General features: G+C 68.3%; 12 protein-coding genes and 1 pseudogene. 6 read left to right on the forward strand and 7 right to left on the reverse strand.

Annotation, left to right across the window (positions count from 1 at the left end):
* From WJ35_RS24795 to WJ35_RS32675, 4 genes and pseudogenes are all read left to right on the forward strand, one after another.
* Positions 1 to 2,220 carry a xanthine dehydrogenase family protein molybdopterin-binding subunit gene (locus WJ35_RS24795; RefSeq protein ID WP_069240224.1) on the forward strand — a complete coding sequence of 740 codons (2,220 nt, stop codon included), beginning with the start codon at positions 1 to 3 and terminating at the stop codon, positions 2,218 to 2,220.
* A 14-nt stretch (positions 2,221 to 2,234) separates the two neighbouring features.
* Positions 2,235 to 3,542, forward strand: a complete 1,308-nt coding sequence (locus WJ35_RS24800; protein WP_069240225.1) for a cytochrome c — start codon at positions 2,235 to 2,237, stop codon at positions 3,540 to 3,542.
* Between the two features lie 85 nt (positions 3,543 to 3,627).
* Positions 3,628 to 5,073 carry an NAD-dependent succinate-semialdehyde dehydrogenase gene (locus WJ35_RS24805; RefSeq protein WP_060235732.1) on the forward strand — a complete coding sequence of 482 codons (1,446 nt, stop codon included), beginning with the start codon at positions 3,628 to 3,630 and terminating at the stop codon, positions 5,071 to 5,073.
* A gap of 225 nt (positions 5,074 to 5,298) precedes the next feature.
* Positions 5,299 to 5,462 (forward strand): annotated as a pseudogene (locus tag WJ35_RS32675) (ISNCY family transposase); the annotation flags it as partial.
* 5 nt (positions 5,463 to 5,467) lie between these two features.
* Here WJ35_RS32675 and WJ35_RS24810 read toward each other — a convergent pair.
* Positions 5,468 to 6,109, reverse strand: a complete 642-nt coding sequence (locus WJ35_RS24810) for a LysE family translocator (protein ID WP_069240226.1) — start codon at positions 6,107 to 6,109, stop codon at positions 5,468 to 5,470.
* Positions 6,110 to 6,232: 123 nt separating this feature from the next.
* Positions 6,233 to 6,415 carry a hypothetical protein gene (locus tag WJ35_RS31585; protein WP_014724869.1) on the reverse strand — a complete coding sequence of 61 codons (183 nt, stop codon included), beginning with the start codon at positions 6,413 to 6,415 and terminating at the stop codon, positions 6,233 to 6,235.
* Positions 6,416 to 6,627: 212 nt separating this feature from the next.
* Between WJ35_RS31585 and WJ35_RS24815 the strand changes: the two genes are divergently transcribed.
* Complete coding sequence (locus WJ35_RS24815; protein WP_069240227.1) at positions 6,628 to 8,037, forward strand: PLP-dependent aminotransferase family protein; 1,410 nt, start codon at positions 6,628 to 6,630, stop codon at positions 8,035 to 8,037.
* 296 nt (positions 8,038 to 8,333) lie between these two features.
* Here WJ35_RS24815 and WJ35_RS24820 read toward each other — a convergent pair whose 3' ends face one another.
* The 5 genes from WJ35_RS24820 to WJ35_RS31590 all read right to left on the reverse strand — a co-directional run bounded on the left by WJ35_RS24820 (position 8,334) and on the right by WJ35_RS31590 (position 12,576).
* Complete coding sequence (locus tag WJ35_RS24820; RefSeq protein WP_069240228.1) at positions 8,334 to 9,221, reverse strand: ABC transporter permease; 888 nt, start codon at positions 9,219 to 9,221, stop codon at positions 8,334 to 8,336.
* A complete protein-coding gene (locus tag WJ35_RS24825; protein ID WP_060235611.1) occupies positions 9,218 to 10,141 on the reverse strand; it encodes an ABC transporter ATP-binding protein in 924 nt (307 codons plus the stop codon). The genes WJ35_RS24820 and WJ35_RS24825 overlap by 4 nt, the downstream gene beginning before the upstream one ends.
* 125 nt (positions 10,142 to 10,266) lie before the next feature.
* Entirely contained in the window at positions 10,267 to 11,322 is a 1,056-nt protein-coding gene (locus WJ35_RS24830; RefSeq protein WP_069240229.1) for an ABC transporter substrate-binding protein, read from the reverse strand.
* Positions 11,323 to 11,365: 43 nt separating this feature from the next.
* Positions 11,366 to 12,295 carry a TauD/TfdA dioxygenase family protein gene (locus tag WJ35_RS24835; RefSeq protein WP_069240230.1) on the reverse strand — a complete coding sequence of 310 codons (930 nt, stop codon included), beginning with the start codon at positions 12,293 to 12,295 and terminating at the stop codon, positions 11,366 to 11,368.
* On the reverse strand, positions 12,292 to 12,576 hold the full coding sequence (locus tag WJ35_RS31590; protein WP_124259677.1) for a hypothetical protein: 285 nt from the start codon (positions 12,574 to 12,576) through the stop codon (positions 12,292 to 12,294). Before WJ35_RS31590 ends, WJ35_RS24835 begins: the two co-directional genes overlap by 4 nt.
* 224 nt (positions 12,577 to 12,800) lie before the next feature.
* On the opposite strand from WJ35_RS31590, the gene WJ35_RS24840 reads away from it, so the two are divergent.
* Entirely contained in the window at positions 12,801 to 13,004 is a 204-nt protein-coding gene (locus WJ35_RS24840; protein ID WP_059621679.1) for a cold-shock protein, read from the forward strand.
* The last annotated feature ends 13 nt before the right edge of the window (positions 13,005 to 13,017 follow it).

Below are 13,017 nucleotides of genomic sequence, written 5' to 3' on the forward strand. Positions count from 1 at the left end.
ATGTCGCGTGGACTGATCGAAGCAGGCCAGGCAGGCGCGGGCGTGTCGCGCCGCACGTTCCTCAAGTTCGGCATGACGCTCGGCGCGGCGGCGGGCGGCGGATTGCTGCTCGGCTTCAGCGTGCCGGCGGCGGGCGGCGACGCGCGCCGCTCGGTGATCGGCGGTGATGCGAACGAAGCGCCGCGCGCCGGCGTGTTCGCGCCGAATGCGTTCGTGCAGATCGACCGCAACGGGCAGGTCACGCTCGTGATGCCGAAGGTCGAGATGGGGCAGGGCGTCTACACGTCGCTGCCGATGCTGATCGCCGAGGAGCTGGAAGTGCCGCTGTCGAACGTGACGCTCGACCATGCGCCGCCCAACGAGAAGCTGTTCTTCGATCCGCTGCTCGGCGGCCAGCTCACCGGCGGCTCGACGTCGATCCGCTATGCGTGGGAGCCGATGCGCCGGGCGGGCGCGACCGCGCGCACGCTGCTCGTCAGCGCGGCGGCGAAACAGTGGGGCGTCGATCCGGCAGCCTGCCGCGCGGAGAACGGCGAGGTGCAGCACCCGCCGAGCGGACGGCGCGCGTCGTACGGCCAGCTCGCGGACGCCGCGGCGAAGCTGCCGGTGCCGAAGGACGTCGCGCTGAAAAAGCCCGCGGATTTCAAGCTGGTCGGCAAGCCGGTCAAGCGGCTCGATTCGCCGGAGAAGGTCGACGGCACCGCGCAGTTCGGGCTCGACGTGCGGCTGCCGGGCATGTTGGTTGCGGTGATCGTCAACTGCCCGGTGTTCGGCGGCACGGTCGCGAGCGTCGACGACGCGGCGGCCAGGCAGATCCGCGGCGTGCGCCGGATCGTGCGCGCGGACAACGCGGTCGCGGTGGTCGGCGACCACACGTGGGCGGCCAAGCGCGGCGCGTCGGCGCTCGTCGTGAAGTGGAACGAAGGCGCGGGCGCGAAGGTGTCGACGAAGGACATCGCCGCGGATCACGCGCGGGCGGCGGACAGCAGCAAGGGCGCGGTCGCGCGCAAGGACGGCGACGTCGACCGCGCGTTCGCGAACGCGAAGACGCGCGTCGACGCCGTCTACGAGCAGCCGTTGCTCGCGCACGCGACCATGGAGCCCGTCAACTGCACGGTGCACGTGCGCCCCGACGGCTGCGAGATCTGGGTCGGCACCCAGGTGCCGACGCGCGCGCTCGACGCCGTGCAGCCGATCACCGGCTTCCCGCGCGAGAAGATCGTCGTGAACAACCATCTGCTCGGCGGCGGCTTCGGCCGCCGGCTCGAAGTCGACATGGTCGCGCAGGCGGTGAAGATCGCGAAGCAGGTGGGCGCGCCCGTGAAGGTCGTGTGGACCCGCGAGGAAGACATCCAGCACGACATGTACCGGCCGTACTACTACGACCGGATCTCGGCCGGCCTCGACGCGAACGGCCGGCCGATCGCGTGGCGGCACCGGATCGTCGGCTCGTCGATCCTCGCGCGCTTCGCGCCGCCCGCGGTGAAGAACGGCGTCGATCCGGACGCGGTCGAGGTCGCGGCCGAGCTGCCGTACGACCTGCCGAACCAGCTCGTCGACTACGTGCGGCAGGAGCCGCGCCACGTGCCGACGGCGTTCTGGCGCGGCGTCGGGCCGACGCGCGGCACGTTCGTCGTCGAGAGCTTCATCGACGAGCTCGCCGCGCAGGCCAAGACCGACCCGGTGCAGTATCGCCGCGCGCTGCTCGGCAAGTCGCCGCGCGCACGCAACGTGCTCGACGTCGCGTCGAAGGCCGCGGGCTGGGGCACGCCGCTGCCGACGGGCCAGGGGCGCGGCGTGTCGGTGATGCACGCGTTCGGCAGCTTCTTCTCGATCGTCGTGGATGTCGCGGTGGACGACGGCGACGTGCAGGTCAAGCGCGTCGTGTGCGCGGTCGACTGCGGGATGGCCGTGAATCCGGACACGATCGACGCGCAGGTGCAGGGCGGGATCATCTTCGGGATCACGGGCGCGCTGTACGGCGAGATCACGATCGAGAACGGCCGCGTCGCGCAGAGCAACTTCACCGACTACCGGATGCTGCGGATCAACGAGACGCCGCCGATCGACGTGCACATCGTGAAAAGCGGCGAAGCGCCGGGCGGGATCGGCGAGCCCGGCACCGCGGCGCTCGCGGCCGCGCTGACGAACGCGATCTTCGCCGCGACCGGCAAGCGCGTGCGCAAGCTGCCGGTCGGCAACCAGCTGAAGACGGCTTGACGGGAGAACGAACCATGCAAAATCTGTCTCTGAATCCCGTGAATCGTGCCGTGCGCATGCTCGGTGCGTCGCTGCTGGCGCTTGCCGCGCTGACGCCGTTCGCGGCGCGCGCCGCGCCGGCCGACAGCGCGCTCGTCGCGCGCGGCGCGTATCTGGCGAAGGCGGGCGACTGCGTGGCCTGCCACACCGCGCCGCACGGTGCGCCGTTCGCCGGCGGCCTGAAGATGGACACGCCGATGGGCGCGATCTACACGACCAACATCACGCCCGACCCGGACACGGGCATCGGCCGCTACTCGGAGGCGCACTTCGCACGCGCGCTGCGCGCGGGCGTCGCGAAGGACGGCCACCACCTGTATCCGGCGATGCCGTATCCGTCGTACGCGAAGCTGAAGGACGACGACGTGAAGGCGCTCTATGCGTATTTCATGAACGGCGTCGAGCCCGTGAAGCAGCCGAACCGCGCGTCCGACATCCCGTGGCCGCTGAACCTGCGCTGGCCGCTCAAGCTGTGGAACGCGGTGTTCCTCGACACGGCCGCCTATGCGGACAAGCCGGGCAAGGACGCGATGTGGAATCGCGGCGCGTATCTCGTGCAGGGGCTCGGACACTGCGGGTCGTGCCACACGCCGCGCGGCGTCGGGTTCCAGGAGAAGGCGCTCGACGAGGGCGGCGCGGCGTTCCTGTCGGGCGCGCCGATCGACAACTGGTTCGCGTCGAACCTGACGGGCGAGCACAACACGGGGCTCGGCCGCTGGAGCGAGGCGGACGTCGCGCAGTTCCTGAAGACCGGCGCGAACCGGCATGCGACCGCGTTCGGCTCGATGGTGAGCGTGATCAACCACAGCACGCAGGCGCTCACCGACGAGGACCTGACGGCGATGGCCCGCTACCTGAAGTCGCTGCCGGCGGCGGGCGGGAACGGCGCGCCGCCGTACCGCTACGACCCGAAGGCGACCCAGGTCGCGCTGGGCCGGCCGGCGAGCGATCCGGGCGCGAAGGTGTATAACGCTTACTGCCTGCATTGCCACGGCGTCGACGGACGCGGCTACGCGCCGCTGCTGTCGCCGCTCGCCGGCAATCCGAACCTGCTGGAGCAGGATGCGGCGTCGCTGATCAACGTGACGCTGAACGGCAGCGAGACGCTGGTGATCGACGGCGTGCCGTCCGCGTACCCGATGCCGGCGTTCTCGAACGTGCTGACCGACCGGCAGATCGCCGACGTGCTGACGTTCATGCGCGCCGGCTGGAACAACGGCGCGCCGGCCGTGCAGGCGGCGGATGTCGCGAAGCTCCGCAAGGCGACCCAGGCGGCGCGTTGAGCGCGCGGGTCGGACTTCGGCTAACCGGTGCGCGCTCGTTCGCGAGGCGGCGCACCTTTTTTGACGCAAAAGTAGGGGTGTCTGGATGGCTCACGTAACTTATACGGATACGCAACTCCTGATCAACGGCGAATGGACGGATGCCGCGAGCGGCAAGACGATCGACGTCGTCAACCCGGCCACCGGCAAGGCGATCGGCAAGGTGGCCCATGCGGGCATCGCCGACCTCGACCGCGCGTTGGCCGCCGCGCAGCGCGGCTTCGAGCAGTGGCGCCGGGTGCCCGCGCACGAGCGCGCGGCGACGATGCGCAAGGCGGCGGCGCTGGTGCGCGAACGCGCGGACGGCATCGCGCAGCTGATGACGCAGGAGCAGGGCAAGCCGCTCGTCGAGGCGCGCCTCGAAGTGCTGGCGGCCGCGGACATCATCGAATGGTTCGCCGACGAAGGGCGGCGCGTGTACGGCCGCATCGTGCCGCCGCGCAACCTCGGCGCGCAGCAGACGGTCGTGAAGGAGCCGGTCGGCCCGGTCGCCGCGTTCACGCCGTGGAATTTCCCGGTCAACCAGGTCGTGCGCAAGCTGAGCGCCGCGCTCGCGACCGGCTGCTCGTTCCTCGTGAAGGCGCCGGAGGAGACGCCGGCATCGCCGGCCGCGCTGCTGCGCGCGTTCGTCGACGCGGGCGTGCCGGCCGGCGTGATCGGCCTCGTGTACGGCGATCCGGCCGAGATCTCCGCGTACCTGATTCCGCATCCGGTGATCCGCAAGGTGACGTTCACCGGCTCGACGCCGGTCGGCAAGCACCTGGCCGCGCTGGCGGGCCAGCACATGAAGCGCGCGACGATGGAGCTCGGCGGGCATGCGCCGGTGATCGTCGCCGAGGATGCGGACGTCGCGCTCGCGGTGAAGGCCGCCGGCGGCGCGAAATTCCGCAACGCGGGGCAAGTGTGCATCTCGCCGACCCGCTTCCTGGTGCACAACAGCATCCGCGACGAATTTACGCGCGCGCTCGTCAAGCATGCGCAAGGGCTGAAGGTCGGCAACGGGCTCAACGAGGGCACGACGCTCGGCGCGCTCGCGAACGCGCGCCGGATCGCCGCGATGACGTCGGTCGTCGAGAACGCGCGCGCGGTCGGCGCACGCGTCGAGACGGGCGGCGAGCGGATCGGCACGGAAGGCAACTTCTTCGCGCCGACGGTGCTGGCCGACGTGCCGCTCGAGGCGGACGTGTTCAACAACGAGCCGTTCGGGCCGGTCGCGGCGATTCGCGGCTTCGACTCGCTCGAGGACGCGATCGCGGAAGCGAACCGTCTGCCGTACGGGCTCGCCGGGTATGCGTTCACGCGCTCGTTCGCGAACGTGCATCTGCTGACGCAGCGTCTCGAAGTGGGGATGCTGTGGATCAACCAGCCGGCGACGCCGTGGCCCGAGATGCCGTTCGGCGGCGTGAAGGATTCGGGCTATGGGTCCGAAGGCGGGCCGGAGGCGCTCGAGCCGTATCTCGTGACGAAGTCGGTGACGGTGATGGCGGTTTGATGGTCAGGTGATGCCGTGCGCGCGCCGCGTTTCGCGCGGCGCGCGGTTGAGGGGTGGTTGGTGGTGCTGGGTTTGAGTTGCCTATTTTAGACTTTACATAACGTGAATTATCAATCTGAGCGATGTAGTAGCTTTTTAGAAATGTCGTGTTCTAGCCATTTAGAAATGTCCGCTTTCGGGCGCGTAAGCTGTCCGGCTGCCGATTTCCCGGCGCCGGAGGCTGCGATGGCTGCAACGGAGCGGATCTCGATGACGATGCGCGAACTGGACCGATTCAAGATCATTCAGGACGTAACGGCGAGCTCAAGCCGTGGCGTGCAGCCGAACGGCTGGAATTGACGAGCCGGCAGATCCGGCGACGGGTCGGCCGATTGCGTGATCACGGGCCGCCACGTCACTGCCAGGCGATCGAACGAATGAAGCCCGCCGCGAGCACGCAGTAGAACAGTCCGCAGAAAAGGCCGAACGGCTTTCGCGTGCGCGCGAAGAACGGCCCCGCCGAATGCGACGAAAACGCGAGCGCATACGTCGTGAACACGATGAAGCCGAGCGTCGCGCAGCCGGCGACGAGCACGAAGCTCGTCCACGCCGACGCGTTCGCCGACAGCCCCAGCGTCGTCACGGTCAGCCACGACAGGATCGCCTTCGGGTTGGTCAGGTGGATGCCGAGCCCCTGCAGATAGAACCTCGCCAGGCTGCCGCGCCGCGCCTGCGCATCGGCCTTCAGCGGATCGCGCGGCGAGTACGCGGCGCGCACCGCCTTGTACGCGAGCCACAGCAGGTAGCCTGCGCCGAGGATCTTGAGCCACATGAGCAGCACACCGGACGACAGCAGCATCGCGGACACGCCGGCCGCTGCCGTCACGCCCCAGCAGAGCGAGCCGGACATCACGCCGGCGGCCATCGCCAGGCCGGGCGTGCGCCCGTGGTTCAGCGACACGTTCGCGATCGACAGGTTGGCCGGCCCCGGCGTTGCCGTGCCGATCAGGTAGACGGCGAACGCGACGCCGAAGCCGGAGAAGTGGGCGAGGTTCATCTAAGGGTCCTTGTGCTCATCGCCACGCGCGGCCGTTCCGCTGCGCGCCGCCGTGCTCGTGTGAAACAACCGTGATCGAGTTTTCTTCCCGTCGGAAATCCACCTCCGCGGCTCACGCCGCCCTTACAGGCGCTCGTCCCGGCGTTCTCGGTCGAGACAGCGCACGGCCCGATGACAGGCCGAACCGATGCGGAGCGGCGGCGTCGCGCCCTCCTTCACGACCACGCCGTGCAGTGCCGGCACCCGCGAGACGACCAGCGGCACGCTCATCGCGACGTTGAAAACATGGGTGTTACCGAGGCGCATGGGCGTACCGCCTTTTCCATTCGGAACAGCCCGATTTCGCGCATGTGATCGCCCTAGCCGCTACGGTTCGACAGCGGCCCCACCGAACGCCTGCGGTAGCGATTATTCGACTAGAATCCGCTCACCGGAATGAACACAACCAAACAATCACTATCAAAGTGTTCGGGCATTTCGCCGAACACTTTGCCCGCCCTTCCTGACGATGGTGTCAAATGAAACTCGCGCTCGACACGACGACCGGCGTTCCGCTGACCGAACAGCTGGCCGACCAGATCGAACGGATGATCCGTTCGCAGCAATTGCGCGGCGGCGTGAAACTGCCGTCGATCCGCAAGATGGCGGCCGATCAGCAGATCAGCCGCTTCCCGGTCATCGAGGCATACGATCTGCTCGCTGCCCGCGGCCTGATCCGGCCGCGCCACGGCTCCGGCTTCTACGTGGCCGACCGGCTCGACCGCAGCGCGCCGGTCGGCGGCACGGATCCGCAGATCGCCGAGGAAGAATCCGGCCACATCCTCGAGCAATTCGCGTCGACCGACGATCGCCTCAAGCTGTCGAGCGGCTTCATGCCGGCTGCGTGGCGCGACGTCGACGGCATCGCCCAGGCCATACGGCACGTCGTGCGCAGCGACGCGGCGAGCCTGGTCGACTATGCGCAGCCGCAAGGTGACCCGCTGCTGCGGCAGTACCTGAGCGGGTATCTCGCGCCACTCGGCATCCACGCGCAGCCGCAGCAGATTCTCGTCACGCACAGCGCGAGCCACGCGCTCGATCTCGTCGTGCGCCTGATGCTGAAGCCGGGCGACACGGTATTCGTCGAGGATCCCGGTTACTTCAACCTGTTCGGGCTGCTGAAGCTGCACGGCGTGAAGCTCGTCGGTGTGCCGCGCCGCGCGACGGGGCCCGACGTCGAGATCACCGAGGCGCTGCTGCGCGAACATCGTCCGAAGCTGTTCTTCGTCAATACCGCGTTCCACAACCCGACTGCGACGAACATTGCACCGCCGATCATGTTCCGGCTGCTGCGGCTCGCGCACCAGCATGGCTTCACGATCGTCGAGGACGATGTCTACGGCGATTTCGAGGCGACGCCGTCGCAGCGGCTCGCGACGCTCGACCAGTTCGAACGCGTGATCTATGTCGGCGGGTTCTCGAAGACGCTGTCGTCGTCGCTGCGGGTCGGCTACCTGGCCGCGCGACCCGACCTGATCAAGCATCTCATCGACCTGAAGGCCCTCACCAGCATGGGCGGCGCGCGGATCGTGGAAAGCATCGTCGCGCTGCTGCTCGAGCGCGGCACGCACCGCAAGCACCTGGAGCGGCTGCGCCGGCGCCTCGCGCAGGCGTCGGCGCACACGGTCGCGCGATTGCGGCAGGCGGGCTGGCAGGTGTACGCGCAACCGAACGGCGGGATGTTCGTGTGGGCATGCGTGCCGGGCGTCGACGATTCCGCGCGTCTCGTCGAACTCGCGCGCACGCTCGGGCTCGATCTCGCGCCGGGGCGCGACTACCGGCCGAACGGCGACGCCACGCCGTGGGTCCGCCTCAACGTGGCGGCGGCGAGCGATCCGCAGGCGGCGCCGTTCATCGACGCGGCCCCCGGCCTCGCTCGAGACACGTGACGGACCGTCTTGCGCGGATGTGATGCGATGCAAACGCGGCCGGCTTCCGACGGCCGCGCCGGTCGCGGACGGCCGGTCAGCTGCGCGACAACACGTCGTCATTTGCGGGTCCGTGCGATCGACGATACGTCGCTGCCGATTTCGCCGCCGGACTTCAGAATGCATGACCCGACGCCGTCGTCGCCGTTTCGCGCAAGCCGATGTGACCAGCTCGGCCGTGTTGCCGGTGACCGGCGAGGTTCCCAACCATGCGCTAACGCCGGCGCAGCGAACGCCCCCGCTCGGACCGCTGCGTATCAGTGCGCGATGCCCCAGCGGCGCACCGTCAGCCGCTCGAGCGTATCGAACACGAGATGCTCGACGAGCAACCCGATCACGATCACCGCCGCGAGCCCCGCGAACACGCGATCCGTATACAGCTCGTTGCGACTCTGGAAGATGTACCAGCCGAGCCCGCCCTGCCCCGCGCTCGCGCCGAACACGAGTTCCGCGGCGATCAGCGTGCGCCACGCGAACGCCCAGCCGACACGCAATCCCGCGAGAATCGACGGCAGCGCGGCCGGCACGAGGATCAGCGCGACCTGCCTCAGCCCCGTGAGCCCGTAGTTGCGGCCGGCCATCCGCAGCGTCGCGGGCACGCCGAGAAAACCCGTGTACATGTTCAGCGCGAGCGGCCACAGCACCGCGTGCACGAGCACGAACAGCAGGCTGCCGGTGCCGAGGCCGAACCACAGCAACGCGATCGGCAGCAGCGCGATCGACGGCAGCGGGTTGAACATCGACGTCAGCATCGACAGCAGGTCGCGGCCGATGCGCGTCGACACGGCAACCGACGTCAGCGCGAACGCGAGCACGACGCCGAGCGCATAGCCGCGCAGCAGCACCGACAGCGAGATGCCGGTCTTCACGAGCAGCTCGCCCGACGCGATGCCCTGCACGAACGCGACGAACGTCGCGCCGAAGGTCGGCACGAGCAGGTCGTTGGCGACGAGCCGCGCGGTGAGCTCCCATGCGCCGATCAGCACCAGCGCGATCAGCGCGCGGCGAAACCAGCCGGCGTCCAGCACGCGCCGCGCGAGCGGCACGGGAACCGCGCGTTCGACGTCGAGCGGCGCCTGCAGCGGCAGTTCGTATTCCGCGCGCACCGGCGGCAGCGGCGGCAGAGTCGGATGCGGCGTGCTCATCGTTCGGTTTCCTGCGCGAATGCGTCGTCCGTCTCGAACAGCAGCCGGTGAATGCGCGCGACGCTGTCGCGGAAGTCGGCACGGCCGACGCTGTCCTGCGAATACGCGTGACTGTTGATCTCCGCGCGCACGCGGCCCGGGTGCGGCGACAGCAGCAGGATGCGGTTGCCGACGACGAGCGCCTCCTCGATCGAATGCGTGACGAACAGCAGCGTGAAGCGCACGCCGTCCCACAGCCGCAGCAGCTCCTCCTGCATCTTGCGGCGGGTCAGCGCGTCGAGCGCGGCGAACGGCTCGTCCATCAGCAGCACGCGCGGCTGCATCGCGAGCGCGCGGGCGATCGCGACGCGCTGCTTCATGCCGCCGGACAGCGTGTGCGGATACGCATCGGCGAATGCCGCAAGGCCGACCTTGTCGAGATAGTGCAACGCGCGCTCGCGCGCTTGCGCGCGCGGCAGCTTCTTCGCGACGCGCAGCGGGAACGCGACGTTCTCGGCGACCGTCTTCCACGGCGGCAGCTGATCGAATTCCTGAAACACGACGACGCGATCGGCGCCGGGCCCGCGCACCGGCTCGCCGCCGAGCGCGATCGTGCCGGACGCCGGCTCGATGAAGCCCGCGATCGCCTTCAGCAGCGTCGACTTGCCGCAACCCGACGGCCCGAGCAGCACGAAGCGGTCGCCGCCGTATACGTCGAAGCTCACCTGATGCGTCGCGCGGACGATGCGCGCGCGGCTGCGGTATTCGAGACTGACGCGGTCGATCGCGAGCAGGCGCTCGCTGTGCGTGGATGGCGCGGCTGCGTCCGGCGCGGGCCGGACGTCGGCGGCTGTCGCACCGCCCGCCTCCCAAGCGACAGGCGACGGCCCCGGACGCGCCGCTGCGGGCAGCGTCCAGCTTCTCGACGTGGTGACGTTCACGATAAGGATTCCTGCAAGCAAAACGTCACCATACGGTCGGCCGGTGCACACACCAACCAATCATTGCGCATATTCAAACCATCGCGGCGCATAAGCGTCGATTGCGCCGCTCGAACGGCCGCCGCTCAGCTCCCGCCCGCCGTCGCGGGATCGTCGAAGAAGTAGTCGCGCCACGATTTCGGCTCGTTGCGGATCGCGCCGATCCGGTACATGAACTGCGCGAGCTTGAACGTGTTCTGCGGCGCGGTCTTGAATTGCACCTGTGGATTGCGCACGATCTTCAGCAGCAGCGCGCGGTCGATCTTCGAGCCGTTCGCGCGGATATACGCGTCCGCCGCGCGCTCGGGGTCGGCCGCGATCACGCGCGCGGCTTCCGCAAGCGCCGCGACGAATGCGCGATAGGTCTTCGGGTTGTCGTTGCGGAACTTCTCGGTCGCGTAGAGCACGGTCGCCGAGCTCGGGCCGCCCAGCACGTCGTATGAATTCAGCACGATGTGCGCGTTCGGATTGCCCGCCAGCTCCTGCTCCTGGAACGGCGGATTGCCGAAGTGGGCGGTGATCACGCTGCCGTTCGCCAGAATCGCGGCCGTCGCGTCGGGGTGCGGAATCGCCTGCGTGAGGCCGTCGAGCTTCGCGTATTGCTGGTCGCCCCACTGCTTCGCGACCGCATACTGCAGCACGCGCGACTGCACGGACACGCCGACGGCCGGCACCGCGATGCGGTCCTTCGCGGTGAAGTCGGCGAGCGTCTTCACGTTCGGATTATTGCTGACGAGGTAGTACGGCAGGTTGCCGAGCGACGCGACACCCTTCACGTTCTGCCGGCCATGCGTGCGGTCCCACACCGTCAGCAGCGGGCCGACGCCCGCGCCCGCGATGTCGACCGCGCCGGACAGCAGCGCGTCGTTCACGGCCGCGCCGCCCGACAGGCGCACCCAGTCGACCTTGATGTCGAGGCCCGCCTTGCGGCCTTCCTTCTCGATCAGCTGCTGGTCGCGCGCGACGTTCAGCATCAGGTAGACGACGCCGAACTGCTCGGCGATGCGGATGCGGCCTTCCGCGTGTGCGGGGCGCGGCGTGCCGGCGACCACGAACGCCAGCGCGGCGGTGAGCGTGACGGCCAAGGCGCGGCGCGCGGAACGGGTCGTGCGGCGCAGGGCCGGCGAAACAGGAAACGACATCGGAACTCCAGCAGAAACGAGGCGTCGGGACGAAACGTGGCGCTCAGAACGGCGCGTCGCCTTCGATCGTCGTGCGATACAGCTTGCGGCGCAGGTGGTCCGGCGTGCCGGCCGCGAGATGCATCAGCGAACGGTTGTCCCAGAACACGAGATCGTGGTCGCGCCACACGTGCCGGTACAGATGTTCCGCGCGCACGCTGTGCGCGAACAGTTCGTCGAGCAGCGCGCGGCTTTCGTCCTCGGGCAAACCGACGATACGCGTCGTGAAATGCTCGCTGACGAACAGCGCCTTGCGGCCCGTCTCCGGGTGCGTGCGCACGACCGGATGCACGACCGGCTTCACCTGCGCGACCTGCTCGGCGGACAGGTTCGGCCGCCACGGATTGCGCGCCTGCAGTTCCGCATAGCGCGCGAGATACGTATGCTCGGCGCGCAGCCCGTCGGCCGCGCGGCGCAGGTGCGCGGGCAGCGTGTCCCACGCGAGATGCATGTTCGCGAACAGCGTGTCGCCGCCTTCGGACGGCAGCTCCTGCGCATGCAGCAGCGAGCCGAGGCTCGGCTTCTCCTTGTACGACAGGTCCGAGTGCCAGTAGTGACCGGCGTCGCCGAGACCGATCGGCCGGCCGTTCTCGACGATGTTCGACACGACCAGCACTTCCGGATGCCCGGCCAGCCCGAACTGGTGCAGCACGTGGATCTGCAGCGGGCCGAAGCGGCGGCTGAACGCGACGTGCCGTTCCGGCGTGATGCGCTGGTCGCGGAACACCAGCACGTGATGATCGAGATGCGCGCGATGGATGCGTGTGAAAGCGGCCGCGTCCAGCGGTTGCGACAGGTCGATCCCGACGACTTCTGCGCCGACCGGCGCATCGAGCGGGATGATGTCGAACCGCTGCGCGGCGGCCTCGAACGACGGTGCAGGCTGATGGCCGACGCGCGCCGCTGTTGCGGCGTGGATGGCGGGAGTCGTCACGATAGCGCCCCTGATTCGATGAAAAGGCGAATCTTCGAGCCCATGCCGGACGGCGTCAACGAAGCGATTTCGATACGTTTATCTGCCGCAGCGATAAGGATCGGCGCTCGGGCGGCGGGCCTGTCGGACGAGGAAATCAGGTCATGCGGCCGACTGTCGGATGTCGGCGCGCGTCGATATGCAGCGATCGTGCGACGCACGCCTTCGGTGTGCTCTCGGTTGAAAGGACGGCCGAGGGTCGAAGCGTTTGTCGCTCCGCCGACGCGTGCGCGATGCGACATGCCACATCGCGTCGCAGCGAAAACGGACGGCCCGGCGACACAGTTACAAGATAAGCGTTGACTCAAGCATTCGCGGCGGTTAGTGTACGCACCGAAGTCCAAGAAGTCCGATTGCTGTTCATCAATGTCTCGCCCCTCAGCGGTATTCGTTGTCCTCTCTCTCCTTGACGCTTCAAACGCTCTACAACAGAGCAAATCTCCTATTTACTGCTCAAGGATTCATCATGGATACCGGTATCGTCAAATGGTTCAACGACAGCAAAGGCTTCGGCTTCATCTCCCCGGACAATGGCGGTGACGACCTGTTCGCTCACTTCTCCGAAATCCGCGCCGACGGCTTCAAAACGCTCGCCGAAAATCAAAAAGTGAGCTTCGAAACGAAGCAAGGCCCGAAGGGTCTGCAAGCGGCCAACATCAAGCCGCTGTAAGTCTCAAGCGCCC

Origin of the sequence: Burkholderia ubonensis (assembly GCF_001718695.1) — a bacterium.
GTDB lineage: Bacteria > Pseudomonadota > Gammaproteobacteria > Burkholderiales > Burkholderiaceae > Burkholderia > Burkholderia ubonensis_B.

Coding starts and splice junctions, on each gene's coding strand:
- WJ35_RS24810 (WP_069240226.1), bottom strand. CDS start 6,109: ATGAACCTCGCCCACTTCTCCGGCTTCGGCGTCGCGTTCGCCGTCTAC.
- WJ35_RS24820 (WP_069240228.1), bottom strand. CDS start 9,221: ATGAGCACGCCGCATCCGACTCTGCCGCCGCTGCCGCCGGTGCGCGCG.
- WJ35_RS24815 (WP_069240227.1), top strand. CDS start 6,628: ATGAAACTCGCGCTCGACACGACGACCGGCGTTCCGCTGACCGAACAG.
- WJ35_RS24830 (WP_069240229.1), bottom strand. CDS start 11,322: ATGTCGTTTCCTGTTTCGCCGGCCCTGCGCCGCACGACCCGTTCCGCG.
- WJ35_RS31585 (WP_014724869.1), bottom strand. CDS start 6,415: ATGCGCCTCGGTAACACCCATGTTTTCAACGTCGCGATGAGCGTGCCG.
- WJ35_RS24800 (WP_069240225.1), top strand. CDS start 2,235: ATGCAAAATCTGTCTCTGAATCCCGTGAATCGTGCCGTGCGCATGCTC.
- WJ35_RS31590 (WP_124259677.1), bottom strand. CDS start 12,576: ATGTCGCATCGCGCACGCGTCGGCGGAGCGACAAACGCTTCGACCCTC.
- WJ35_RS24805 (WP_060235732.1), top strand. CDS start 3,628: ATGGCTCACGTAACTTATACGGATACGCAACTCCTGATCAACGGCGAA.
- WJ35_RS24795 (WP_069240224.1), top strand. CDS start 1: ATGTCGCGTGGACTGATCGAAGCAGGCCAGGCAGGCGCGGGCGTGTCG.
- WJ35_RS24840 (WP_059621679.1), top strand. CDS start 12,801: ATGGATACCGGTATCGTCAAATGGTTCAACGACAGCAAAGGCTTCGGC.